Source organism: Bauldia sp. (assembly GCF_965232525.1).
GTDB lineage: Bacteria > Pseudomonadota > Alphaproteobacteria > Rhizobiales > Kaistiaceae > Bauldia.
Map to the genome: position 1 here is coordinate 677,980 of NZ_OZ246980.1, position 24,546 is coordinate 702,525.

The 24,546-nt window shown below is 64.4% G+C and carries 19 protein-coding genes; 12 read left to right on the forward strand and 7 right to left on the reverse strand.

Going from position 1 to position 24,546, the window contains the following annotated elements; translation table 11 throughout:
• Window positions 1-26: 26 nt before the first annotated feature.
• Complete coding sequence (locus ACO076_RS03230) at window positions 27-875, reverse strand: prephenate dehydratase (RefSeq protein WP_421726661.1); 849 nt, start codon at window positions 873-875, stop codon at window positions 27-29.
• Window positions 872-1,627, reverse strand: a complete 756-nt coding sequence (locus ACO076_RS03235; RefSeq protein ID WP_421725297.1) for a 3-deoxy-manno-octulosonate cytidylyltransferase — start codon at window positions 1,625-1,627, stop codon at window positions 872-874. Before ACO076_RS03235 ends, ACO076_RS03230 begins: the two co-directional genes overlap by 4 nt.
• A gap of 158 nt (window positions 1,628-1,785) precedes the next feature.
• Between ACO076_RS03235 and ACO076_RS03240 the strand changes: the two genes are divergently transcribed.
• The 7 genes from ACO076_RS03240 to ACO076_RS03270 all read left to right on the forward strand — a co-directional run bounded on the left by ACO076_RS03240 (window position 1,786) and on the right by ACO076_RS03270 (window position 11,658).
• Complete coding sequence (locus ACO076_RS03240; RefSeq protein ID WP_421725298.1) at window positions 1,786-2,670, forward strand: c-type cytochrome; 885 nt, start codon at window positions 1,786-1,788, stop codon at window positions 2,668-2,670.
• Window positions 2,671-2,965: 295 nt separating this feature from the next.
• Window positions 2,966-4,825 carry an extracellular solute-binding protein gene (locus ACO076_RS03245; RefSeq protein WP_421725299.1) on the forward strand — a complete coding sequence of 620 codons (1,860 nt, stop codon included), beginning with the start codon at window positions 2,966-2,968 and terminating at the stop codon, window positions 4,823-4,825.
• Window positions 4,822-6,696, forward strand: coding sequence for an extracellular solute-binding protein (locus ACO076_RS03250; RefSeq protein WP_421725300.1), 1,875 nt, complete (start codon window positions 4,822-4,824; stop codon window positions 6,694-6,696). Before ACO076_RS03245 ends, ACO076_RS03250 begins: the two co-directional genes overlap by 4 nt.
• A gap of 12 nt (window positions 6,697-6,708) precedes the next feature.
• On the forward strand, window positions 6,709-7,821 hold the full coding sequence (locus ACO076_RS03255; RefSeq protein ID WP_421725301.1) for a microcin C ABC transporter permease YejB: 1,113 nt from the start codon (window positions 6,709-6,711) through the stop codon (window positions 7,819-7,821).
• Window positions 7,822-7,858: 37 nt separating this feature from the next.
• The gene (locus ACO076_RS03260; RefSeq protein ID WP_421726662.1) at window positions 7,859-8,995 is read left to right on the forward strand and encodes an ABC transporter permease; all 1,137 of its coding nucleotides are present in this window, start codon (window positions 7,859-7,861) and stop codon (window positions 8,993-8,995) included.
• A gap of 58 nt (window positions 8,996-9,053) precedes the next feature.
• Window positions 9,054-10,700: an ABC transporter ATP-binding protein gene (locus ACO076_RS03265; RefSeq protein ID WP_421725302.1), complete on the forward strand. Its 1,647-nt coding sequence runs from the start codon at window positions 9,054-9,056 to the stop codon at window positions 10,698-10,700.
• Window positions 10,701-10,704: 4 nt separating this feature from the next.
• Window positions 10,705-11,658, forward strand: a complete 954-nt coding sequence (locus ACO076_RS03270; protein ID WP_421725303.1) for a 2-hydroxyacid dehydrogenase — start codon at window positions 10,705-10,707, stop codon at window positions 11,656-11,658.
• 10 nt (window positions 11,659-11,668) lie between these two features.
• Here the strand turns inward: ACO076_RS03270 and ACO076_RS03275 are convergent, their stop codons facing one another.
• The gene (locus tag ACO076_RS03275; protein ID WP_421725304.1) at window positions 11,669-12,166 is read right to left on the reverse strand and encodes a hypothetical protein; all 498 of its coding nucleotides are present in this window, start codon (window positions 12,164-12,166) and stop codon (window positions 11,669-11,671) included.
• Between the two features lie 175 nt (window positions 12,167-12,341).
• Here ACO076_RS03275 and ACO076_RS03280 point away from each other — a divergent pair, with 175 nt between their 5' ends.
• The gene (locus ACO076_RS03280) at window positions 12,342-14,864 is read left to right on the forward strand and encodes a ligase-associated DNA damage response DEXH box helicase (RefSeq protein WP_421725305.1); all 2,523 of its coding nucleotides are present in this window, start codon (window positions 12,342-12,344) and stop codon (window positions 14,862-14,864) included.
• Window positions 14,857-15,573, forward strand: coding sequence for a ligase-associated DNA damage response endonuclease PdeM (pdeM, locus tag ACO076_RS03285; protein WP_421725306.1), 717 nt, complete (start codon window positions 14,857-14,859; stop codon window positions 15,571-15,573). The genes ACO076_RS03280 and pdeM overlap by 8 nt, the downstream gene beginning before the upstream one ends.
• 11 nt (window positions 15,574-15,584) lie before the next feature.
• On the opposite strand, the gene ACO076_RS03290 is transcribed toward pdeM, so the two are convergent.
• The 3 genes from ACO076_RS03290 to ACO076_RS03300 all read right to left on the reverse strand — a co-directional run bounded on the left by ACO076_RS03290 (window position 15,585) and on the right by ACO076_RS03300 (window position 20,578).
• The gene (locus ACO076_RS03290; protein WP_421725307.1) at window positions 15,585-16,361 is read right to left on the reverse strand and encodes a TIGR02186 family protein; all 777 of its coding nucleotides are present in this window, start codon (window positions 16,359-16,361) and stop codon (window positions 15,585-15,587) included.
• On the reverse strand, window positions 16,358-17,287 hold the full coding sequence (locus ACO076_RS03295; RefSeq protein WP_421725308.1) for a sulfite exporter TauE/SafE family protein: 930 nt from the start codon (window positions 17,285-17,287) through the stop codon (window positions 16,358-16,360). Before ACO076_RS03295 ends, ACO076_RS03290 begins: the two co-directional genes overlap by 4 nt.
• Window positions 17,288-17,416: 129 nt before the next feature.
• The gene (locus ACO076_RS03300) at window positions 17,417-20,578 is read right to left on the reverse strand and encodes a peptidoglycan-binding protein (RefSeq protein WP_421725309.1); all 3,162 of its coding nucleotides are present in this window, start codon (window positions 20,576-20,578) and stop codon (window positions 17,417-17,419) included.
• Window positions 20,579-20,949: 371 nt separating this feature from the next.
• Here ACO076_RS03300 and ACO076_RS03305 point away from each other — a divergent pair, with 371 nt between their 5' ends.
• Both ACO076_RS03305 and ACO076_RS03310 read left to right on the forward strand, forming a co-directional pair.
• Window positions 20,950-21,594, forward strand: coding sequence for a S24 family peptidase (locus tag ACO076_RS03305; RefSeq protein WP_421725310.1), 645 nt, complete (start codon window positions 20,950-20,952; stop codon window positions 21,592-21,594).
• Window positions 21,595-21,656: 62 nt separating this feature from the next.
• On the forward strand, window positions 21,657-22,322 hold the full coding sequence (locus ACO076_RS03310) for a thermonuclease family protein (protein WP_421725311.1): 666 nt from the start codon (window positions 21,657-21,659) through the stop codon (window positions 22,320-22,322).
• Between the two features lie 3 nt (window positions 22,323-22,325).
• On the opposite strand, the gene ACO076_RS03315 is transcribed toward ACO076_RS03310, so the two are convergent.
• The gene (locus ACO076_RS03315) at window positions 22,326-23,990 is read right to left on the reverse strand and encodes a lysine--tRNA ligase (RefSeq protein ID WP_421725312.1); all 1,665 of its coding nucleotides are present in this window, start codon (window positions 23,988-23,990) and stop codon (window positions 22,326-22,328) included.
• A 130-nt stretch (window positions 23,991-24,120) separates the two neighbouring features.
• Here ACO076_RS03315 and ACO076_RS03320 point away from each other — a divergent pair, with 130 nt between their 5' ends.
• Complete coding sequence (locus tag ACO076_RS03320; RefSeq protein ID WP_421725313.1) at window positions 24,121-24,543, forward strand: tellurite resistance TerB family protein; 423 nt, start codon at window positions 24,121-24,123, stop codon at window positions 24,541-24,543.
• The last annotated feature ends 3 nt before the right edge of the window (window positions 24,544-24,546 follow it).

Below are 24,546 nucleotides of genomic sequence, written 5' to 3' on the forward strand. Positions count from 1 at the left end.
CGGATAACGACCGGGACCGCGAAGGCCTACCCCAGGCCTTCGCGGAACGGACTCGCCGGATAGACGCCAAGAATGCGAAATTCGGCGCAGAAAAACTGCAACTCCTCCAGCGCCAGCGTCAGCGGCCTGTCGTCGGGATGGCCATCGACGTCGGCATAGAACTGGGTCGCGAAGAACTGACCGTCAAGCTGATAGCTCTCCAGCTTGGTCATATTGACCCCGTTGGTGGCAAAGCCGCCGAGGGCCTTGTAGAGCGCGGCCGGAACGTTGCGGACCCGGAACACGAAGGTGGTGATCACCGGGCCGTTGCGCTGCGCCGCGCGGACCGCCTCCCGCGCCAGGATGATGAACCGCGTTGTATTGTGGCTTTCGTCCTCGACATCCTCCTCGAGGATTTCCAGCCCATAGAGTTCCGCCGCGAGCCGCGGTGCGAAAGCAGCCTGACTCAGGTCGTTGGCTTCGGCGACCTCGCGGGCCGCGCCTGCCGTGTCGCCCGCCACCACCGGCTTCCAGCCCCGCGCGCGCGTGATCTTGCGACACTGGCCGAGCGCATGAATGTGGCTGTGCACCGACCGGATACTCTCGATTGTCGCCCCTTTCGGCGCCATCAGTTGAAAGTGGATCGGCAGGAAATGCTCTCCGATGATGTGAAGACCAGACGTCGGCAACAGGTGATGGATGTCGGCGACCCGTCCGGCAACCGAGTTTTCGATCGGGATCATTGCGAGATCGGCGTCGCCCCGCGCGACCGCACCGAAGCAATCCTCGAACGTCGGGCAGGGCACGGCCTCCGCATCGGGGCGGGCTTCCCGACAGGCAAGGTGCGAGTTGGCCCCCGGCTCTCCTTGAAACACAATTTTCTTCAAACGATTCAGACCTTTACAGTTTCGGTTGTTGACAGGAGCTCATGAGCGCGAGCGAGGTCGGCTTCGGTGTCAACACCGAGAGGTACGGCGTCGACGATCGTGACATCGATCCGCATACCGGCTTCCAGCGCGCGCAGCTGCTCCAGTCGTTCGCGTGTCTCAAGGTGGCTGGGCGCCAGGTCCATGTATTGGCGCAGCGCCGAACGGCGGTAGGCGTAGAGGCCGATGTGGTGGAACAGCGGCCCGTCTCCGAATGGTGCGGTCGCCCGGGTGAAGTAAAGGGCCCGCAGGCGGCGTGGGGCTATCGGCGTACCAATCACCTTGACCACGCTCGGTGCCGTCTTTTCTTCCTCGTCGACAATTTCCGCCGCAACAGTCCCGATATCGACGTTGGCGTCCGAAAGCGGCGCCAGCGATGCCCGCAGTGTCTCAGGCTCTACGGTCGGCAGATCGCCCTGGAGGTTGACGACTACCTCCGCCCTGCCGTCGGGGTCGACCGTGGTCAACGCCTCGTCAATCCGCGACGTTCCGTTGAGGTGATCGGACCGAGTGAGAACGGCCTCGCCGCCCGCAGCTTTGATCGCTTCGGCGATCGCAGGCTCATCGGTCGCCACCACGACGCGACCGAGATCAGCCTCCATCGCACGCCGCCAGACATGGACGATCATCGGCTCGCCGTGAATATCGGCCAGCGGTTTGCCGGGCAGGCGGGTTGACGCCATTCGCGCTGGAATGAGGATGATGGCCGCGGCAAGCGGCATGGTCCGGTCTCCGGCCCGGCATAACCGGGGCAAAAGGTCTCAAGGCGCTTGCGCTTATACGTGTTGCCTCGACTGGCGCAAAGCCTGTACTTTCCGGCTCAATTGGAACGGCCGAAGCCCACCCGGCCGGCAGGGGACGGCCCAAGCGGGAACCAGCCATGAATTTCGAGTTCAACAAGATTGCGGGCGCAGTACTTGGCACCGCGGTGGCGGTGATGGCGGTCAACATCATGGCGGCGGTGATTTACGACACGCCGCACGTCGAAGAGCCGGGCTATGTCATCGCCGTCGCGGATAGCGGGGCCGGAGACGGGGCCGGATCGGGCCAGCCGGAGGTGGCGCCGATCGCTGATCGGTTGCAAGTCGCCGATCTTGGAGCGGGCGAGACGCAAGGCAGGAAGTGCATCGCATGCCATACGTTCGTGCAGGGTGGGCCCAACAGGGTCGGGCCGAACTTATGGAACGTCGTCGGTGGTCCGTATGCCCACATTGGCGATTTCGGTTATTCCGAAGCGATCCAGACAGCAGCAGCCGAGGGTCGGACCTGGACGTTCGACGAACTCGACGGTTATTTGGAAAATCCTCGAGGATTTTTGCCCGGCACAGCGATGGCGTTCGCCGGGATTCGCCGACCCGATGAGCGAGCCGACATGATCCTCTTTCTCCGCTCGCTGTCGAACGATCCGGTTCCGCTGCCGGCGGTCACGGTGGTCGAGGCTGAGGAGGCCGCTCCTGAGACTCCCGAGGCGGAAGCCGCTGCGACCGAGGAGATAGAACAGGGCCAATCGGAAGAAGAGATGGCCGACGACGACGCGGCCGCGGAAGAGATCGGCGACGAGGCATCGACCGAGGAAGAGGCGGCAGACGAGACCGCCGCCGAGGAAGCCGGCCCGGATGCCGACGAAGCCGAGGTTATCGCTGACGAGGAGGCCGCCGAGGACGCCCCTGCCGAGGGCACTGACCCGGCAGAGGAAGCAGCGGACGAGGCCGCGGCCGAGGAGACACCCGCCGCTGACGAAGCGGATTCACCATCCGGCGGTTGAATCTGGGGGCTGATATCGGCATCTCCACGGGCCGAGCACCGGCACCCACGGAGTGATGACCAAGGTACGGATTCCCTTGAATCCGGCCAATAACAGGCGGTCAAATCGCCAAAGATCTGCCGGACCGCCGCGTTCGTTCCCAAATCTCCCGATCCTGACGAGATCAAGTCCGCATGAAATCTCTGTAAGGTAGCGCTTGTGCGGTGTCACTCGCGCCGCTTCGCCCTTATTATTGCCGGAGAGACGGCATATTGGCGGTTGATGATTGCCGCCCCAATGAGGAGCAGCGCGGCGGATGCGAGTCTTTACCTCGTCTGTAATTGCCCTGTCAGCAGCCTTGATGCTGACCGCCACCGGCCCCGGGTACGCCGATGACGGCGAGTGGGTCCATTCGGCGAGCCTAATAGGCGAGCCTGGATATCCGGATGGTTTCCCCCATTTCAATTACGTCAATCCGGATGCACCGAAGGGCGGTGTGGCGCGGTTGTCCGGGGTCAGTCCGACCTTCGATACACTGAATCCGATCTTGCCGCGCGGCGTTGCTGCTAATGGTCTCGGCCTTATCTACGAGACGCTGTTCACGAGTGCCTTTGACGAAGCAGACATCTCTGGTGAGTACCCACTTATAGCCGAGGCCAAAAAGGTCCCCAGCGATCTGTCGAGCGTGACCTACCGGCTGAACCCCAACGCCAAATGGCACGACGGCCAACCGATCACCGCGGAAGACGTTGTCTGGTCGTTCGAAAAGACGGTCGAACTCGACCCGCGCCGTGCCTTCTACTACCAGCATGTCACCGGCGCCGAGATCACCGGCGACCGCGAGATCACCTTTACCTTCGACCAGACCGGCAACCGCGAACTCCCGCTCATCGTCGGCCAATTGCTGATTCTGCCAAAGCATTGGTGGGAAGGAACCGACGCCCAGGGCAACCAGCGGGACATCGCGTCCGGCACGCTTGAACCGCCGCTCGGTTCCGGACCGTATCGCATCAGCTCGGTCAATCCGGGCCGTTCGATCACCTACGAGCGGGTGCCCGACTACTGGGCGGCTGACCTCAACGTCAATGTCGGCCAGAACAATTTCGATGAGATACGCTTCGAACATTACCGCGACAGAAACGTCGAGTTTGAGGCGTTCAAAGCGGACAACTTCGACTATTGGGCCGAGAACGAGGCCAAGCGTTGGGCCACCGGTTACAACGTCCCCGCGGTGCGGGATGGACGCATCATCAAGGAGTTGGTGGAACTGGAACAGGTCTCCGGCGTCATGGTCGGATTTATTCCCAACGTGCGGCGCGAGCCTTTTGACGATCCGCTCGTCAGGCGGGCGCTCAACTATGCGTTCGATTTCGAAGACCTTAACCGTCGGATTTTCTTCGATCAGTATGATCGCATCGGGTCGTTCTTCCACGGGATACCTCTGGCCGCGACCGGGTTGCCCGAGGGCGAAGAACTGGAGATTCTCGAAACCGTTCGCGACCAGGTTCCACCAGAGGTCTTTACGGAGCCGTACGTCAATCCGGTTGGCGGCGACGGACAGAAGCTCCGCGCGAATCTGTCGAAAGCCGTGGAACTGCTCGGAGAGGCCGGCTACACGCTGGACGGCAATGTCATGCGTAACGCGTCTGGCGAGCCGTTAACCTTCGAGATTTTGCTGAATACAAACGTCATCGAGAAGGTGGCACTCGCCTATCAGCAATGGCTGGCGAGAATTGGCATCGAGGCACGTGTCCGCTCGGTCGATTCCAATCAGTTCGTCAGCCGCGTGCGTTCCCGCGATTTCGATATGATCTACAGTGGCTGGGCCCAGTCCAATTCGCCGGGTAACGAACAGCTCAACTACTGGGGATCGGAAGCCGCTGACCGCGACTCCTCGCAAAACTACGCGGGGATCAAGGATCCGGCGGTCGATGAACTGATCCGGCGGGTCATCTTCGCGGAAGATCGTGAAGAACTGGTCGCGGCCACCAGGGCGCTCGACCGCGTGTTGATGGCGAACCAGTACGTCATCCCGAGCTATACGATCATTCCGGAACGGATCGCTTACTGGAATCGGTTCGGCCATCCGGAAGGCTATGGCAGATTCGCGCTCGGCTTTCCCACCATCTGGTGGTGGGACGAGGAAAAGGCAGCTCAGACCGGAGGACGATCGTGATCGGCCGCCGCGGCCTCACCCGCCGCACCGCGCTGCAGGTCGCGGGCGCTGGGGCGCTGGCCGCGGCTCTACCCCTCCCGGCGATGTCGAACGAACTCCGCCGCACGCATGGTCTGGCGGTCCTGGGCGACCTGAAATACCCGCCGGACTTTGCCCATCTCCAATATGTGAATCCCGACGCCCCGAGGGGCGGCGAGCTGAAGACCCAGGCGTGGCAACGCATCTACAACCAGAATTTCAATACCTTCAACACTTTGAACATGCATGTGCTCAGCGGCGACGGCGCCTTCGGCATGGAGCACACCTACGCGACGCTGATGGATTATGCCTGGGACGAGCCGCGCAGCGTATACGGGTACGCGGCCGAAGCCGTCGAAGTGTCAGACGATCAGAATACGTTGCGCTTTCTCCTCCGTCCGGAAGCGCGTTTCCACGACGGCACACCAATCACCGCAGCGGATGTCGTGTTCTCGATCGAGAAGATCCGCGATCAAGGCCATCCAAACATCTCAACCGAGTTAAAGGGCATTATCGAGGTCGTTGCCGAAGACGATCGGACGATCCGGATCCAACTCGCTGAGGATACCGGCCGTGGCCTGCCGGTGACGATCGCGGCGATGGTGCCGATCTTCTCAGCGGCTTGGTGGGAAGGGCGCGACTTCACGGCATCGCTGTCGGAGGCGCCGCTCGGGTCCGGCCCCTTGCGGGTCAGGGATTATTCGTTCGGCAGCTTTATCGAATACGAGCGGGTGCCGGACTTCTGGGCCGCCGACGTGGCGGTGATGGTCGGGCGCTTCAACTTCGACCGGTTGCGCTTCGACTACTTCCGCGATCGGGTCCCGGCCTTCGAGTCGTTCAAGAAGGGTCTGATGACCTTCCGCGAGGAGTTCACGTCGCGGATCTGGGCGCGCGACTACAACTTTCCGGCGGTCAGCGAGGGACGCGTTCAGCTGGATGAGCTGCCCGACGGCAGGCCGTCGGGCGCCCAAGGCTGGTTCTTCAACACCCGCCGGCCGCATTTTGCCGACCCGCGGGTCCGCCACGCGATCGCGACGGTGTTTGATTTCGAATGGACCAATCAGAACATCATGTTCGGGTCTTACGACCGGACGACTTCGTTCTTCGAAAACTCGCCGCTCAAGGCCGAGGGCCTTCCCGGCGCCGACGAACTGGCGCTCCTGGAGCCGTTGCGCGACCAGGTCGACCCCGCCGTCTTTGAGGAACCGGTGGTGCCACCGGTCTCCGACGGCACGGGACGCGACCGCAGCCTGCGGCGCCAGGCGTTGGCCCTGCTTCAGGAAGCGGGACACACCCTGTCCGGCAACACGCTGCTGAAGCCGGACGGCAACCCTTTGACGTTCGAGTTCCTCGGCAACACGCGCTCGTTCGAACCGCACCACAACGCCTACATCAACAATCTGCGCTCGATCGGCATCGAAGCCACGTATCGCGTCGTCGAAGCGGCGCAATACACCGCACGATTGGACACCTTCGATTTCGACGTGGTGGTGGTTCGGTTCAACATGGGGCTTGCGCCCGACGAGGCGATCTATCAGTTTTTCCGGTCGGACTCGGCCGCGCAGAACGGCTCGAACAACCTCGCCGGCATCGCCGATCCGGCCGTCGACGTTCTCCTCGACAGAATCGTCCATGCCGATACGTGGGAGGACTTCGTCGCCGCGAGCCGTGCGCTCGATCGCGTCTTGAGGGCCGGCTACTACTGGGTACCGCAGTGGTACAAACCGACCCACTGGATCGCGTATTGGGACATGTACCAGCGCCCCGAAACCAAGCCGCTTTACGATCGCGCGGTCATCGACACCTGGTGGTTCGATGCCGACAAGGCCGCCGCCATCGGCAAGGCCGGATAACAAAGGAACCCGATGGGCGCATACATCACCCGGCGCCTGCTGCTGATGATCCCGACGATCATCGGTATCATGGCGATCAGCTTCCTGGTCATCCAGTTCGCGCCGGGCGGCCCGATTGAGCGGATCATCGCTCAACTTCAGGGCACCGACGTTTCAGCCACTGCACGGATCTCCGGCGGTGGCGGCGACTTTCAAGGCGTCGCCGACGGCGGAAGCGCCGGAGGGGGCAGCGACGTCACCTCGAACTATCGCGGTGCTCAGGGGCTCGATCCCGAATTCATCCGCCAACTCGAGGTCCAGTTCGGCTTCGATAAACCAGCACTCGAACGCTTCGGCCTGATGCTGTGGAACTACATTCGCTTCGATTTCGGTGAGAGCTATTTCCGCGACATATCCGTTGTCGATCTGATCATCGAAAAGCTGCCGGTGTCGATCTCGCTCGGGCTGTGGATGACCCTGATCTCCTACCTGATCTCGATCCCGCTCGGCGTACGCAAGGCGATGAAGGACGGCTCGCGCTTTGACGTCTGGACAAGTGGAGTGATCGTCGTCGGCTACGCGATCCCTGGCTTTCTCTTCGCGATCCTCCTGATCGTCCTGTTCGCCGGCGGCAGCTTCCTCGACTGGTTCCCGCTGCGCGGCCTCACCTCCGACAACTGGGCGTCGCTCCCCTGGTACGAGAAGATCGTCGACTACTTCTGGCATTTGGCGCTACCGCTGACGGCGATGGCGCTGTCAGCCTTCGCAACGACGACGCTGCTCACCAAGAATTCGTTTCTCGATGAAATCCGCAAGCAGTACGTGATGACCGCGCGGGCCAAGGGCCTGACCGAGCGGTCCGTGCTCTACCGTCACGTGTTCCGTAACGCGATGCTCATCGTCATCGCCGGATTTCCCGGTGCGTTCATCTCATCCTTCTTTGCCGGATCGTTGCTGATCGAGACGATCTTCTCCCTCGACGGGTTGGGGCTGCTTGGGTTCGAGTCGGTGATCAATCGCGACTACCCGGTCGTCTTCGCCACGCTCTACATCTTCTCGCTGATGGGGCTCCTCGTGAACCTCGCCTCCGACATCACCTACACAGTGATCGATCCCCGGATCGACTTCGAGACGCGCGAGGTCTGAGGTGGACCAGGTCCTCGAAAAGCGCGACCTCGAGACCATCTACCCGGAGCCCGGTCAGGCCGAGCCGCCGCCCGAGAAGTTCCGGCTGTCGCCGCTCAACCGCCGGCGCTGGGAGAACTTCAAGGCCAACCGACGCGGTTACTGGTCGTTGTGGATTTTCCTCGTGCTGTTCGTCCTGTCGCTCGGCGCGGAGTTCATCGTCAACGACCGGCCGATCGTCGTTTCCTACAAGGGCGACATCCTGCTGCCGGTGTTCAACAACTATCCGGAGTCCCGCTTCGGCGGCTTCCTGGCGACCACCGACTACCGCGACCCCTTCATCCAGGATGAGATCAGCGCCAATGGCTGGATGGTGTGGCCACCGATCCGCTACGCCAACCGCACCGTTAACAACGAACTGGCGCGCCCGGCGCCGGCGCCGCCGTGGTGGATGATGAGCCTTCAGGAGCGCTGCTCACGCTATGCGCTCGGCGTCGACGATCCCAACTGCACACCCGGCAACTGGAACTGGCTCGGCACCGACGACCAGGGTCGCGACGTGGTCGCGCGACTGGTCTACGGCTTCCGCATCTCGGTGCTGTTCGGGCTGACCCTCGCCATCATCTCATCGGTCATCGGTGTGATCGCCGGTGCGGTCCAGGGCTATTTCGGCGGCTGGACCGACCTCATCTTCCAGCGCTTCATCGAAATCTGGACGTCGATCCCGACCCTCTACCTGCTCCTAATCATCTCCTCGGTGATCGCACCGAGTTTCTTCGTCCTGCTCGGCATCTTGCTGCTGTTCTCATGGGTGTCGCTTGTCGGGGTCGTGCGTGCCGAGTTTCTGCGCGGCCGCAACTTCGAGTACATCAACGCCGCCCGCGCCCTCGGCGTCGGCAACCGCACGATCATGTTCCGCCACCTGCTGCCCAACGCGATGGTGGCGACCCTGACTTTCCTGCCGTTCATCCTCAACGGCTCGATCACCACGCTGACCTCGCTCGATTTCCTAGGCTTCGGATTGCCGCCGGGCTCACCGTCGCTGGGCGAACTGCTGGCGCAGGGCAAGGACAACATCCAGGCACCCTGGCTCGGGCTAACCGGATTCTTCGTCATCTCGGTGATGCTCTCGCTGCTCATCTTCATCGGCGAAGGCGTCCGCGATGCCTTCGATCCGCGCAAGGTGTTCGAGTAATGGCGATGGCCGATAGCCACGGGAAGCGCGAGCAGATACCGGATCAGGCAAAGCCCGCATGACCGAGCCCAGCACCACAGCCGAGCCGTTGCTCGCCGTCGACGACCTTGGCGTTGAGTTCCACCAGGGCGGTCATCTCACCGTCGCCGTCAAGCATGTGAGCTTCACCATAGGCCGCGGCGAAACCGTCGCGCTGGTCGGCGAATCCGGCTCGGGCAAGTCGGTCACCGCGCTGTCGGTAATGAAGCTTCTGCCCTACCCGGCGGCTTCCCACCCCACTGGTGTCATCCGCTTCAAGGATGTCGATCTCCTCACCGCACCCGACGCCGAGCTCCGCGCGGTTCGTGGCAACGACATTGGCATCATCTTCCAGGAGCCGATGACCTCGCTTAATCCACTTCACACGGTCGAGCGGCAGATTGGCGAGACGCTGAAGCTGCATCGCGGCCTCTCGGACGCCGCGGCTCGTGAGCGTGTGCTCGAGCTCCTCGATCAGGTCGGGATTCCCGATCCGGAGGAGCGCCTGGGATCGTATCCGCACCAGTTGTCCGGCGGACAGCGCCAGCGAGTGATGATCGCCATGGCGCTCGCCAATGAGCCCGATCTTCTGATCGCCGACGAACCGACGACCGCGCTGGACGTGACGGTCCAAGCGCAAATTCTTGAGCTTCTCCGTGACCTGCAGGCCAAGACCGGCATGGCGATGCTGTTCATCACCCACGATCTCGGCATCGTCCGCAAGATGGCGACGCGGGTGTGTGTGATGACGGAAGGGGAAATCGTCGAGGCGGGCCCTACCGAGCAGGTGTTTACCGCCCCCCAGCATCCCTACACACGACATCTGCTCTCGGCTGAGCCCAAGGGTGATCCGCCAGCCTCGGATCCCAACGCGCCGATCGTCATGGAAGCCGACGACCTCAAGGTCTGGTTCCCGATCAAGCGCGGGCTGCTGCGCAAGGTGGTCGGCCACATCAAGGCCGTCGACGGGATCGATGTCGCGGTGCGCGCCGGGCAGACGCTCGGCATCGTCGGGGAGTCCGGGTCCGGCAAGACCACGCTCGGCCTGGCGATGATGCGCCTCATCTCGTCCGAAGGTCGGATCGTCTTCCTGGGTCACGATATCGAGAACAACAACTTCACACAGATGCGACCGCTCCGCCGCGAGATGCAGATCGTCTTCCAGGACCCTTACGGCTCACTCAGCCCCCGCATGTCGGTCGCCGACATCGTCGAGGAGGGTCTTACCATCCATGCGCCGAACCTGTCGTCCGCCGAACGCGACCGCAAGGTCGTCCATGCGCTGGAGGAAGTCGGCCTCGACCCCGCGACCCGGTTCCGCTACCCGCATGAGTTTTCCGGCGGGCAGCGCCAGCGCATCGCCGTGGCGCGCGCGATGGTGCTCGAACCGAAATTCGTCATGCTCGACGAGCCGACATCCGCCCTCGACATGAGCGTCCAGGCGCAAGTGGTCGACCTGCTGCGGGACCTGCAGAAGCGACACGACCTCGCGTATCTGTTCATCAGCCACGATCTCAAGGTGGTGAAGGCGCTGGCCAACGACATCGTGGTCATGCGCAACGGCAAGGTGGTGGAAAGCGGGCCGTCGGCGAAAGTGTTCGAACATCCGGAAACGGATTACACCAAGGCCCTGATGGCGGCGGCCTTCGATATGATCGCCGCGCCGCGCGGAGTGGTGTCGCAGTAGGACGATGACGCACCGGGGGGCGATTCTGATTGCCAGCGGGCCCTGGGACCCGCAGCCATGGCTCGATGCGGTTCGGGCCGTCGAGCCGGGGCGCGAGGTCTTCGTCTGGCCGAACCTGCCGGAGCCCGGCGCCATCCACTACGTCATGGCGTGGCAACCGCCGCTCGCCGCCCTGCAGGGATTGCCGCATCTCAAGGCGATCTTCTCCCTCGGCGCAGGTGTCGAGCATATCGTCGTACATGATGATCTCCCGGATGTTCCCACCTGTCGCGTCGTCGACGACGACCTCACCCGGCGCATGACCGAATGGGTGGTGCTGCAGGTGCTCATCCACCATCGCCGGCAATTGACCTACCTGCATCAACAGCGCGAACGCGTCTGGCGCGAGCGCAGCCAGCCGGCGGCTTCCGAAGTGCGGGTCGGAATCATGGGCCTCGGAGTCCTAGGCCGCGCCGCCGCAGCCGCTGTTACCGCGCTTGGGTTCCAGGTGGCTGGCTGGAGCCGTCAACCCAAATCCATCGACGGTATCGAAACCTTCGCCGGGCCGGGTGAGCGCGACGCGTTCCTCGCCCGTACCGATATCCTCGTTTGCCTCCTGCCGCTCACCCCGGCAACTCGCGGCATTCTGGCGATGCCGCTTTTCGAGACCCTCGCCCGTGACGGGCGGTTGCAGGGGCCCGTCTTGATCAACGCCGGCCGCGGCGGACTACAGGTCGAAGCCGATATCATCGACGCACTGGAGCGCGACATATTGGCCGGCGCCAGTCTCGACGTGTTCGAGACCGAGCCGCTCGACCGCGACAGTCCCCTCTGGGCCCTCGACAATCTGGTGATCACGCCTCACTGCGCCGCCTGGAGCAACCCGGAGGCGCTAACGCATCTGATCCTTGACCAGATCCGGGCTTACGAAGCCGGAGAGCCGCTACGCCATGTTGTCGACGCTGAGGCGGGTTACTAGCCGCTTGCACTTAGCCCGGGCAGGACATGGTGATGTCCAGCGTCCAATCCTGGAGATTGTAGTCGCCGTCCTCCGGCGGGCTGGTGATCAACGTGCCCGTCGCCGACGCAAAGTCGCCGGTGCCGCCTACGATCGCCCAGTCAACCGGACCGAGCGTGCTCCGCTCCGTGTCGGAGGCATCGGGCAGATCGGTGGTGATCGAGGCGACCACGTCGCCGTTCGGGAATACGATCGTCCCCGATGCAGTTACGGCATCACCGCGCCCTTCGACGCTTTGGAGAACCGTTGTGATCACATGGAAAACGCCGATCCGATTGTCCTCGGCGTCGTGAACCGCCCAACGCAGGATGCGACGGTCTCCGGGGTGCACGCCCTCGGGACCGTGGTCGACATAGATCAATTCTTCGAGTTTCTGGAAAAGCGCCAGATCGGTACACGCTGGCCCGTCGATGTCCTGAGCCGCCGCGTTGCCAGAAGCCATGAAGCTGACCATTGCTCCAATCAACATCGTTAATCCGCTGATCTTCATCGAAAGAACCTCCCATCCCTAATCCCCGCCCGGATCGAACCCAAGATGGCAAGCATTCAACACGATACGCAGCGTTGTGACACCAGATTTTCCGACTGTGACGGCCGGAACAAACCGTGGACGACCGCTGGTCGACGCGGTACCTGTTGTCTCCATGACCGCGCCCGTTCGCATCGCTGACAGCGCAGACGCCCTGCTGCCGGCGCCATTCGCGGCCTGGTTCGCCGGCCGCGGCTGGACTCCGCGGCCGCATCAAATTGCCCTCCTGGAGAAGGCCCGGGCGGGCCGGTCGACCCTGCTGATCGCCCCGACCGGTGCCGGCAAAACACTCGCCGGGTTTCTGCCGTCACTGGTGTCGCTCTACGAACGGCCGCGAGACGCCCCGCTCGGCGGGCGCGGGCCCCATACCCTCTACGTCTCACCGCTGAAAGCGCTGGCCGTCGATATCGCCCGCAACCTCGAGCAACCGGTCTCCGAGATGGACCTTCCAGTCCGCCTCGAAACCCGGACCGGCGATACGCCGCTGCACAAGCGCCAACGGCAGAAGCTGCGGCCGCCCGACATCCTGCTCACCACGCCGGAGCAGACGGCCCTGCTCCTTTCCGCCACGGACGCGGACCGCTTTTTCGCCGACCTGCAGACGGTGATCCTCGACGAGTTGCATTCGCTGGTGGTGAGCAAGCGCGGCGATCTCCTCGCCCTGGGGCTGGCGCGTTTGCGGACACTCGCTCCGAAGCTGAAGACCATCGGCCTGTCTGCGACCGTCGCCGATCCGGACGGCCTGCGCGCCTGGCTGATGGCGCAGACCGGCAGCCGCCGACGCTTCGCCGACATCGTCACGGTCGAGGGCGGCGCCAAGCCCGACATCACCATCCTCAAATCAGACGAGCGGGTCCCCTGGTCCGGCCACTCCGCGCGCTACGCCCTCAGCGACATCTACACGGCGATCGCCGCGAGCCGGATGGCGCTGCTGTTCGTCAATACCCGCAGCCAAGCGGAGCTGATATTCCAGGAACTCTGGCGCATCAACACCGACGGCCTGCCGATCGCCCTGCATCACGGCTCGCTCGACGCCACCCAACGGCGCAAAGTGGAGCGGGCCATGGCCGCCGGCCAGCTGCGCGCCGTGGTCGCCACGTCAACCCTCGATCTGGGCATCGACTGGGGCGACGTCGACCTCGTTGTCCATATCGGCGCGCCGAAGGGTGCCAGCCGCCTGGCCCAGCGTATCGGCCGCGCCAATCATCGTCTTGACGAGCCGTCGCAAGCGCTCCTCGTCCCGGCCAATCGCTTCGAGGTGATGGAGTGTCAGGCCGCCCTTGATGCCAACTATCTCGGCGCCCAGGATACGCCGCCGATCCGCGACGGCGGCCTCGACGTGCTCGCCCAGCATGTGCTGGGGATGGCCTGCGCCGGCCCGTTCGACGCGGGAGACGCGCACCGGGAGATCGCCTCGGCCTATCCCTATCGCGACCTGACGCGGGAAACGTTCGACCGCGTCGTCGAATTCGTCGCCACGGGCGGCTATGCGCTGAAGACCTACGACCGGTATGCGAAGATCCGCCGGGGCCCCGACGGGTTATGGCGGCTGACTCATCCCCGCTTCGGGCAGCAGTACCGGCTGAACGTCGGCACAATCATCGAGGCGGCGATGCTCAACGTGCGGGTCAGCCGCTCCGCCCGCCAAGGCTTCGCGGGTCGCGGCGGGCGGATCCTCGGCAAGATCGAAGAGTACTTCATCGAGGATCTGACGCCGGGCGATACGTTTCTGTTCGCTGGCCAGATTCTTCGCTTCGAAGGCGTCCGCGAGAACGAGGCCATCGCTACCCGTACCGCCGACGACACGCCGAAAATCCCGATCTACGCCGGTGGCAAGTTCCCGCTCACCACTTACCTTGCCAAGAGCGTGCGGGCGTTGCTTGCTGATCCGAAAGCTTGGTCGCGGCTGCCGTCGCAGGTGTCCGACTGGCTGAGAATCCAGAAACGCCGGTCGCTGCTGCCGAAGCGTGACCAGCTGCTGATCGAGACGTTTCCGCGTGGGCGAAGATTCTATCTGGTCTGCTACCCGTTCGAAGGACGGCTCGCCCATCAGACATTGGGGATGTTGCTGACCCGCCGGCTGGAGCGGGCGCGGCTGCGTCCGACCGGCTTTGTCGCAACCGACTATTCGCTGGCGGTCTGGGGACTGCGCGACATCGGCGCCGCTTTTGCCCGCGGTGATCCGAGCCCGGCCGCGCTCTTCGATGAGGATATGCTGGGCGACGACCTCGATGCGTGGCTTGCCGACAGTTACCTGCTGAAGCGCACCTTCCGCGCCTGCGCCCTGATTTCCGGACTGATCGAAAAACGCCATCCGGGCAAGGAAAAGACCGGCCGCCAGGTCACCGTCTCGTCCGATCTCATCTACGACGTGCTGCGCGAGCACGAGCCGGACCATATCCTGATGCAGGCAACCTGGACCGATGCCGCCACCGGCCATCTCGACGTCGCCCGCCTGGGTGGACTGCTGTCCCGAATCAAGGGCAGAATCGTCCACAAGCGTCTGGATCGGATTTCGCCTTTGGCGGTTCCGGTGATGCTTGAGATCGGCAAGGAAGCCGTGCCCGGCGAGGCACAGGAGGATGTTCTGCGCGAAGCCGCCGACGATCTGGTCCGTGAGGCGATGGGCGATGGCTGAGGCCGCGAGGGTGCAGGCCTCCGAGAGCACGCCGGCGTTGGTCGGCGTCGCTGGCGTCGTGCTGGAAGCCTTCCCCGACGGGGTTCTCTGGTGGGCGGATCAGCGATTGTTGGTGGTCGCCGACCTGCATCTGGAAAAGGGCTCGGCTTTTGCCCGCCGCGGGCAGTTGATCCCGCCCTACGACACCACCGCGACGCTTACCCGACTGAGCCGCGTCGTGACGCGACTGGCCCCGCGCATCGTCGTGTCACTCGGCGACAGCTTCCATGACAACGATGGCGCCACACGCCTCTCCCGGCGCGACCGCGCGGCATTGGCGTCGATCCAGTCCGGCCGCGACTGGATTTGGATCGCCGGCAATCACGACCCGGCGCTACCCCGCGACCTCGCCGGATCACATCTCGACCAGTTGGCGGTCGGCCCGGTCCGCTTCGTGCACGAGCCGCTTCCGGGGGCTCCCGCAGGCGAGATTGCCGGGCATCTGCATCCCGCCGCTCGGGTCGCCGGCAATGGCCGATCGGTGCGCCGCCGCTGTTTCGCCGGTGACGGTGAACGGCTGGTGATGCCCGCGTTCGGCACCTACGCCGGCGGGCTCAACATTATGGACCGCGCATTCGCCGGGCTGTTCGCGCTGCAGACGCTGCGCGCCTTCATGCTCGGCGACGACCGGGTCTACCCCGTCGGCTCCAGAGCGCTGCGGCCCGACTGACTGGCCTACGGTCAGTCGCGGCGGAAAATCAAACCGCCGAGCCAACCTATGAACAGGGCTAGTACCACGCACGCGAGCCCGTAGAGCAGCGCATGTTCCTGAGACGCGGCGAACATGAACTGCTCGAGACCGACCTTGACGATCTGAACCTCACCCTGCTCGTGGGCAAGCAGGGCGTTGCCCGAGAACAGGTAGACGTCGATGGTGTAGCGCCCGTCAGGGGCGTTGGCCGGGACCCACATCGCCGACTGGAAGACATTGTCGGTGCCGCCTATGAAAGACACACCGGCAAACTGCTCCGTGTAGAGCCCAGCATCCTGCTTAAGCCGAATGAACGCCTCGCGGAATTCTTCCGCCCGAGGATCGTTGGCCTGGGCGTGGTTCTGATAGGTCAGTCGGATGTTCTCGAAGCCGAGTTCGTAGCGCGCGAGCAGCGGCCCGGTCGAAATCTCCGTCAGGTCGCCGGACGTGTCGAGCGCGTACACCGACGGTGCATCGATGATCGTCTCCGAGGCGTTGTTGATCCATAGGAAGGCGATCCTGTCCTTCCGCCTCTCGACCACGGTTTCCGGTGGACCACGAAACAGAACGGCGATCTCGTAGTCTTCCGGACGTGACACGGTCGCTGCATCGCGGGTTATGACGCCGAAGAGCGTGACCATATCGCCGGCAAAGGTCGAATCGATCCGAATCTCGCTGGTCGACAACGAAATCGTCATCTGCTCGGCAGTGGCGTGATCGGCCGCCAGCGTTGCCGTCAAGGAGAGGGCCGCGAGCCACCGTCTCATAGCCCGACCCCGTTCAGGACTGTTAGCGAGTACCGCTCATCCGGCGGCGTTACCAGCCCGATCAGGAAACGCGCCGCGACCGCCAGCACTAGGAGTGCGAGCAGGGCGCGGAGGCGGTCGCCACGGATGTTCTGGCCGACTCGGGCGCCGAACTGGGCACCGACGACGCCGCCGACCATCAGGATCAACGCCAGGACGACATCCACGGACTGGCTGGAAACGGCGTGGAGGACCGTCGCCACCGACATGGTGGCGATGATCTGAACCAGCGACGTCCCGATCACCATGTTGGTCGGCACCCGGAAAAGATAGATCAGGGCCGGCACCAGGATGAATCCGCCACCGATCCCGAGCAATGCGCCGAGGAAGCCGATGGCGATGCCCAGGGCGATGATCGGTATCACGCTGACGTAAAGCTTCGAACGCTTGAACCGCATCTTGAAAGGCAGGCCGTGCATCCAAGTGTGCTGACCGGGGCGGCGCAACGGCGCGGGACGGCCGCGCCGGGCATTGATGATCGCGGTGACCGACTCGCGCAGCATCAGCGCGCCGATGATGCCGAGGAACGTGACGTACGAGATGGCGATGATCAGATCGAGCTGGCCGAGTTGACGGAGGCCGTTGAACACCAACACGCCGAGCAGGGTTCCGAATGCGCCGGAGATCATCAGCACGCCGGCGAGTTTCATGTCGATCATCCGGCGGCGCCAATAGCTCATCGCGGCCGACGACGATGCCGCGACGATCTGGGTGGCGACGGTCGCCACCGACACCACCGGCGGAATGCCGGAGAATATCAGGAGCGGGGTCAGCAGGAAGCCTCCACCGACCCCGAACAGCCCCGAGAGGAAGCCGACGGCTCCACCCATGCCGAAGATGATGAACATGTTCACCGAGAGTTCGGCAATGGGGAGGTAGAGCTGCACGAGCTACGCCATCAGGGCCGTGTTTCGCGGCGCCCGCGCCATCGCGTGCCGCATGAACCGATAAAGCGCCGCCGCTCAGCGCTGTCAACGCGTCGGCGGCCAGGCTGCCGACCGCCGGAACTCAGGTGTCTAGCGAACCAGCGCGGTCATCAGGTCGCTATCGATCTGTCCCGTCGCCGCGATACCGATGCCGCGCTGGAAGGCGCGAACCGCCTCCTGCGTCTTCGGCCCGTCGATCCCATCAGGCGGACCGGGATCATACCCCTGGTCAGCGAGGAGAGACTGGATCTTGGCGATGAGTTCGTGCCGCTCCGCAGCCGTGATGCCGGGACCATGGGGTGGGCCGGATGGTTTCGTGACACTATTGGCCTCTGGGATCGACGGCTTGGCTCGCCATGTCTCTGCCGCCGCCTTTGCCTGTGCAAGCTCGTCCGGCTCAAGGATCGTGGCGATCTCGTCGCGGCGACGGGCGGCATCGGTGTCGCCGTGCTCGGCGGCCACTGCAAACCACTTGTAGGATTCCGCGAGATCCGGTGAAACGCCGATGCCCCGGGCGTAAATGACGCCGAGATTGTACTGGCTGTCCTTGACCCCGTGCTCGGCGGCGGCGCGGAACCAGGTGAGCGCTTCCGCGTCGTTGGTCTCACCTCCCGCGCCCTCGCTGACCAGAACCGCGAGGTTGTGCATCGCACCAATGTTGCCCTGTTCGGCCGCGCGACGATACCAGCGGATGGCGGCATCCGGGTCCTTCGCGACACCGCGGCCCCGTTCATACAGGCTCGCCAGGCGATACTGGGCGAGCGCCAGTCCGGCCTCCGCCGCCTGCTGATACCAGAGAGCGGCGACGGCGAAGTTCCGTGCGACGCCAACGCCCTCGGCGTAGCGATCCGCCAGTGCGAATGCCGACAGGGCGTCGCCGGCAGCGGCCGACGCTCGCAGCGCCTCGAGGCTTGGCGTGACGGCGCCGCCATCCGCCAGCGTCATCGACGTCACCGATCCCGCGCTGAAGGCGGCGTTGAAGCGATTGGCAAGCGGCTCCTCTGCCGCGAGAGCCATGGCAGCCCGCGCCGTTGCCGGCGGTGGTATCAAGGCTGCGTCTTCGACTTCCGGGAAAGCTGGTACTGGCTGGCGGTTGGTCGGTGCAACCACCGGATCGAGAGCGGGAAGCGCCGGCACTTCGGCCGGCGGCGGAGCCAGCGCAGCCTGTCTCAAACCGTCGCGATCGCGTGCAATCATCTGGAAACTGCCGACCGCCAGAACGGCGGCGACAGCGAGCAACAGCAGCGACTTCCGCCGGTTGCGGATTGCCTGACCAATCCGAGCGAAGGGACTGGTCGTCGGATCGACACCGGTTGTCGTCGTGGCCGCGTCCAACGTCGGCTCCCGCGTTGTCGCCTGCGCCGCCTGTCTCGCTGCGGCAATAAACGCTGCGCGCCGGTCAGCCGGGGGTGCCCCATCGTCTCCTTCGGCGGCGCCCGCTACGAGTTCCCTGAGCGCCGCAAGATCAGCTTTCGCAGGCGAGGTCGACGGCGGCGCGCTCTCGCCGGTTTGAGGTGGTGGTGTTTGGGGCGGCGCGACCGTCGGGACCTGACCAAAGGTTCCGGTCGCCGCGTCGATCTCCTCAACCTCGCTGCTCTCAGCTTCCAGCCGATCGAGTCGCGCGACAACCGACGCCAAGGCGCCTTTCAGGGATTCCGCCGTTTCCGTCGATCGCGCCTCGACCACAGCCATGGCTCGCCGGACACCGTCGAGGTCCTTGGCGAGCCGGACCTGAAGATCGGCGGTGAACGCCTCGGCCGCCGTCTCGGCGACGGATCGCGCGGTGTCGAACGACGCAGCGCGGCTTTCCGACAAGCTCTCCTGCAATCGAGTGAGCTGGGCTTCGACACTGCGCAGCGTGTCGGCTTTGGGCGCCGCCTGTTCCAGAGCGTCAGCAATCGCCGTGAGGCGTGCCTCCAGTTCGTTGATTTGGGTGGTCTCGGGACTCGCCACGGATTCAACATGGACACGCGCGGCCAGATCACGCATCGCGCCTTCGAGGTCGTCTAGCCGCTGCGGATCGACATCGCTGATGGTCCCACGAATTGCGTCGATCTCGGCCTTGAGCGCCTCAAGTTCGGTGGCATCGATCGACCGAAGGCCGAGCGCGTCGATACTGGAGGCGAGCGCGTCGATGCGCTCGTCAATCCCGGCGATAACCTCAAGCCCGTCGGCGGGAGATATCTGCTCGATCCTTGAGAGAAGATCGTCGAGTCGGGATTCGAGCCGATCCGCTGCCGCGTCGAGTTGCTCGGCGGTGGCGGGCGTCGCCAACCGTTCGTGCAACTCCGCGATTCCATCGACCAGCGTCACCAGCGCCTCGGCATCGGCGAGGGAGCGACCTGCTGAGATGTCCTCGATCGCCGCTCGGATCTCAGCGAGGTTGGTCGACAAGCGAGCGACCGCGGCGGCGTCCGGGCCTGCGCCATGAGCGACCGTGAGATCCTCGATGGCACCACGGATATCGGCAAGCTCCGCCGCCATGCTCACCGCCGTGGCTTCGGTAACCGACTGCCGGGCATCAAGCGATGCCTCGACCGAACGGGCGAGTTCGTCGACCCCCATCGCAATACGCGAAACTGCCTGATCAGTGTCAGCGCTCTCGATCGCGCGACGCAAGGCCGCGATTTCTTGGGTAAGTGCCGGTTCAGCTGTCTTTGAGTCTTGCCCCGCGGGCAGCCCGGATGCGCTGGCTCGGCTATCGGGTTCAGATACGCCAAGCGCCCGTAGCGCATCGCCGATGCTTTCCAGCCCTTCCGGAGTACGCGGCTGGCGGTCTGCCGCAAGCGCAGCGATGTCCGCCCGGAGCGTTTCGGCGGAGGAATTGTCCCGGTCGATATCGTCCCGGCTGAACGTTGCCTGGCCCGTTCGGTTCAAACGATTTGAGAGAGCCTCGAGACGCCGCTCCACACGGCGCAACGGATGCGGATCGGACACGCTTCCCGTGTCGGGGGCCGATGGCCGTGCCAAGAGGGTCTCCAGCCGACCCCGCAGCCTTGTTTCGGGTTCGGCTGTACCAGTCACTGCGCCTCGGTCACGCCCGCGGCTGCTCGACGCCAGCCGGTCTTCCAGATCTTGGAGCGTGGCGGCCAGTTCGTCCCCATCGGAGGCGGGCCGCCGCGGAGGAAACTCGCCTCGCGCATGACGGGAGACTACGTCGGTGAGCCAGTCGGAAAGCGACATGCCGGCGTCGCGCGCCGCCCGCCGCGCGGCAGCACGGGTCTCGTCATCCAATGCGATGTTCCGCGACATCACCGCCTTCTTGCACCCAACTGCCCCACCGGCGACGGCGCCCTCAGGGCCGAGAGCCCACGAACGGCGCGGCGTGTCTCCAACGTGACGGCTGAGGGAATCGGCGCCCGCCCCGGCTGAGTCAAAGTCCGACGAACATGGTAAACAGGCGGTTAATTCACCCCTCGGCGGCCGCGACGGCGCGGCTGCCGTCGGGGGATAGATAGTGGCTGCCGCCGAGCCGAGTGAGAGCAGCCGCGCGGCAAAAGCCTTTATCGATCGGGCGTCGCCGACGATGGTGTTTGGACTCGACAATTGGCTTCGGCGGGGATAAGTGATTAAGGTATATATTCCTGCCACACTGGCGGAACGAATCAGCGCGGAGGGGTCGCGTGCTGTCGCATCGGCAGATCTGGACGGCGATTGACAAGCTCGCCGAGAAAAACGAACTCAGCACATCCGGTCTCGCCCGTCGGGCCGGGCTCGATCCGACCACCTTCAATCGCTCCAAGCGCATCGCGGCCGACGGTCGCCAGCGCTGGCCGTCTACTGAAAGCGTCGCCAAGATACTGGAGGCGACCGGCACCACCGCTCACGATTTCATCGATCTGATCGGCGGCCGGGCGCGGCGATCGCGCGCGGAAGCCTCGCTCCGTCAGGTCCCACTCCTCGGTCTCGCCCAGGCTGGCGCCGGTGGTTTCTTCGATGACGGCGGTTTCCCCGCCGGCCAGGGGTGGGAGCAGATCGACTATCCCGGCCCGCGTGGCGATGGCGCCTATGCTCTCGAAGTCACCGGCGACTCCATGCTGCCGCTCTACCGTGATGGCGATGTCATCATCGTCTCCCCAGGCGCGACCTGCCGCAAGGCAGACCGGGTCGTGGTCAAGACCCGCGACGGCGAGGTGATGGCCAAGGTACTGCAACGCAAAACGTCGAAACTGGTAGAGCTCGGCTCACTCAATCCGGAGCACCCGGACCGGCGCCTCGATCTCGCCGATATCGAATGGATGGCGCGGATCATCTGGGCTAGCCAGTGAACCACGCCGAGCTATCCCACAAAGCCGTGGCAGCGGTCCCACCCGTTCGCTAATCTCGTGCAATGCAGCGACAGGCAGCGGCGCCTCAGACGACCGGACGACGAACAGGACTGATCCTTGCGCTCGCCGCGCTGATGGTCGTGGCTGCTTCCGGACCTTCGTTCAGCCAGGAAGAGGCTACGGAACCTGAAATCGTCCCGCCGCCGGCGCGGGACGTGACACCCCCCGGGATCACGCCAGGACCGGCCGTCGACGGCCCGCTGGTCCGCGAACCGATCCCCGAACCACCGCCCGAACCGGCCCGATGGCGTCGGTTCTTCCTGCCGCGCACCACGGACGGCGCGACGTTCGTGACCAAGGAGGACCTGGAGATCAAGGTGTTCGGCGTGGCCCCGCCGGCACTCGAACAGACCTGCGAACAGGCCGACGGGGAAATCTGGCCTTGCGGCCGGACGGCGTTGTTTTCGTTACGGATGTTCCTGCGCGGCCGGGCAGTCGAGTGCCTTTTGCCCGCCCTTGACGGGGTTGATCGAGCGGTAGCGCCGTGCCGTGTCGGTCGCATCGACGTCGCCCATTGGCTGCTGCGCCAGGGCTGGGCTCTGCCTGACGACAACGCTACCGATGCGTACGAAGAGGCGTCCGAGGCGGCCCGATGCGATCGCCTTGGCATGTGGCGAGGTACCGCCGCCGACCCGGCCTGCCTTACGCCGGCAATCGAGCAGCCGTGACACTCAGGCCGCGAGCTCGCCAGCCAGCGCCTGGGCGATCAGCGCCCGCGTCTCGGGAATGCCGTAGATCGCCACGAACGATCCGAACCGCGGACCACGCTCCATCCCGAGCAGGATACGATAGAGCGTCGCGAACCAGGCGAGCGAAACCCCTGGACGTCCGTCTGGACCGGTCTTGCGGGTATCCTGGAAACGAGAGAATGAGCGCCCGACCTCGTAGATAGCGTTCTGGATGGCAGCGGCGTCCGCGTCGGTTGGCAAATCGGCGAGCGCCGTATCCAACGCTTCGAGCGCCGCCCGCTCCTCTTCATCCGGTGCGTGAAACACCTTGGTCGGCGCGACGAAGTCGTCGTAGTAGCGGACCGCATAGCCAACCAGTTCGTCGAGCTTGGGATGGGTCTGAGGCGTCACCCCGTCAACGTGGCGGGTGATGAAACCCCAGAGAACGTCCTTCTGGTGCGCGTTCGACGCAGCCGCCAGGTTGAGCAGCATTGCGAAGTTGATCGGCATATCCACGGTCGGCGGATCGCCCGCGTGAATATGCCAGACCGGATTACCTAGCCGGGCCAGCGCGTCCTGGCGCGGGAAAGCGGCCAGGAAGCTGAAATAGTCATCGACGGCGCGGGGAATGACGTCGAAATAGAGCCGCTTCGCCGCCCGGGGCTTCTGAAACATGAACACCGACAGGCTCTCCGGCGAGGCGTAGGTCAGCCACTCCTCGATCGACAGGCCGTTTCCCTTCGACTTCGAGATCTTCTGACCGTTTTCGTCGAGGAAGAGCTCGTAGTTGAAACCCTCCGGCGGTTCGCCACCAAGCACGCGGCAAATCCGGGCCGAAAGTCGTACCGAGTCGATCAGATCCTTTCCGGACATCTCGTAGTCGATACCGAGAGCCGCCCAGCGTAATGCCCAGTCCGCTTTCCACTGGCACTTGACCTGCCCCCCCGTGACGGGCTGCTCGACCAGTGCCTCGGTTTCTGGATCGCGGTAGACGATGGTGCCGGCATCCAGCTTGCGCTCCAGGATCGGAACCTGCAGGACCGCGCCGGTGGTCGGACTGATCGGTAGAAACGGCGAATAGGTCTCACGCCGCTCCTCGCCAAGGCTTGGCAGCATGATCGCCATGACCTCATCATAGACCTCGAGCATCTTGAGCAGCGTTGCGTCGAACCGGCCCGATCGATAGACGTCCGTTGCGCTCATGAAATCGTAGTCGAAGCCGAACCGATCGAGGAACGCTCGCAATCTCGCGTTGTTCGCCGCGCCGAAGCTTGGATGCTCGTTCGAGAACGGGTCGGGAACACTGGTCAGCGGCAGGCCGAGATGCGCCTCCATCATCGCCCGGTTGGGCACGTTGGTCGGTACCTTGCGCAGGCCGTCCATGTCATCCGAAAAGCAGATCAGAGTCGTCGGAACCGCGTCGCCGGTGAGCAGTCGGAACGCGTTGCGCACCATCGTCGTGCGGGCGACTTCACCGAAGGTTCCGATATGCGGCAGGCCTGAGGGACCGTAGCCGGTTTCGAACAGCACTGGCCCGGCCACGTCACCGCGACGGTCGAGACGCGCGATGATCCGCCGGGCCTCCTCGAATGGCCATGCTTTCGAAGCCGCGGCCGCCTCGCGCAGGTCGGCGGTGATTTCGATGGTGGGCGGGGTCGCCTGGGTCATGGTCTCATTCCCGGTGAGCGGCGCGGACCCTAGAAAGGCCAACCTGCGGCGTCAACGTCCGCCGTGGCGCTTGCCTCGGCTCGGGTGACGCCATAGGGTCCGCCAACAATCTACCACCGAGGCATTCCTGATGAACGAGTCGATCAGAACAGTCCCCCACCACGATGCGCTGATCTACGCAATGGTGACCATGTCGGCGGTCGACAGCACCATGACCGATCGCGAAATGAAGAAGATCGGCAACATCGTCCAGAACCTGCCGATCTTCGCCAGCTTCGATCAGGAAGAGCTGATCTCGACGGCAAAGGCCTGCGCTGAGCTGCTTCAGGCGGACGATGGCCTCGACGCCGTCCTTAATGTCATCGCCGCATCCTTGCCACCGACCCTCTACGAGACCGCCTACGCAATGGCGGTGGAAGTGGCGGCCGCCGACCTTCACGTCGAGCAGGAGGAGCTACGCTTTCTCCAAAGACTGCGGGACCGCCTCGGCCTGGAGAAGCTGATCGTCGCGGCCATCGAGCGCGGCGCCCGCGCCCGGCATGCCACCCGCTAGGTG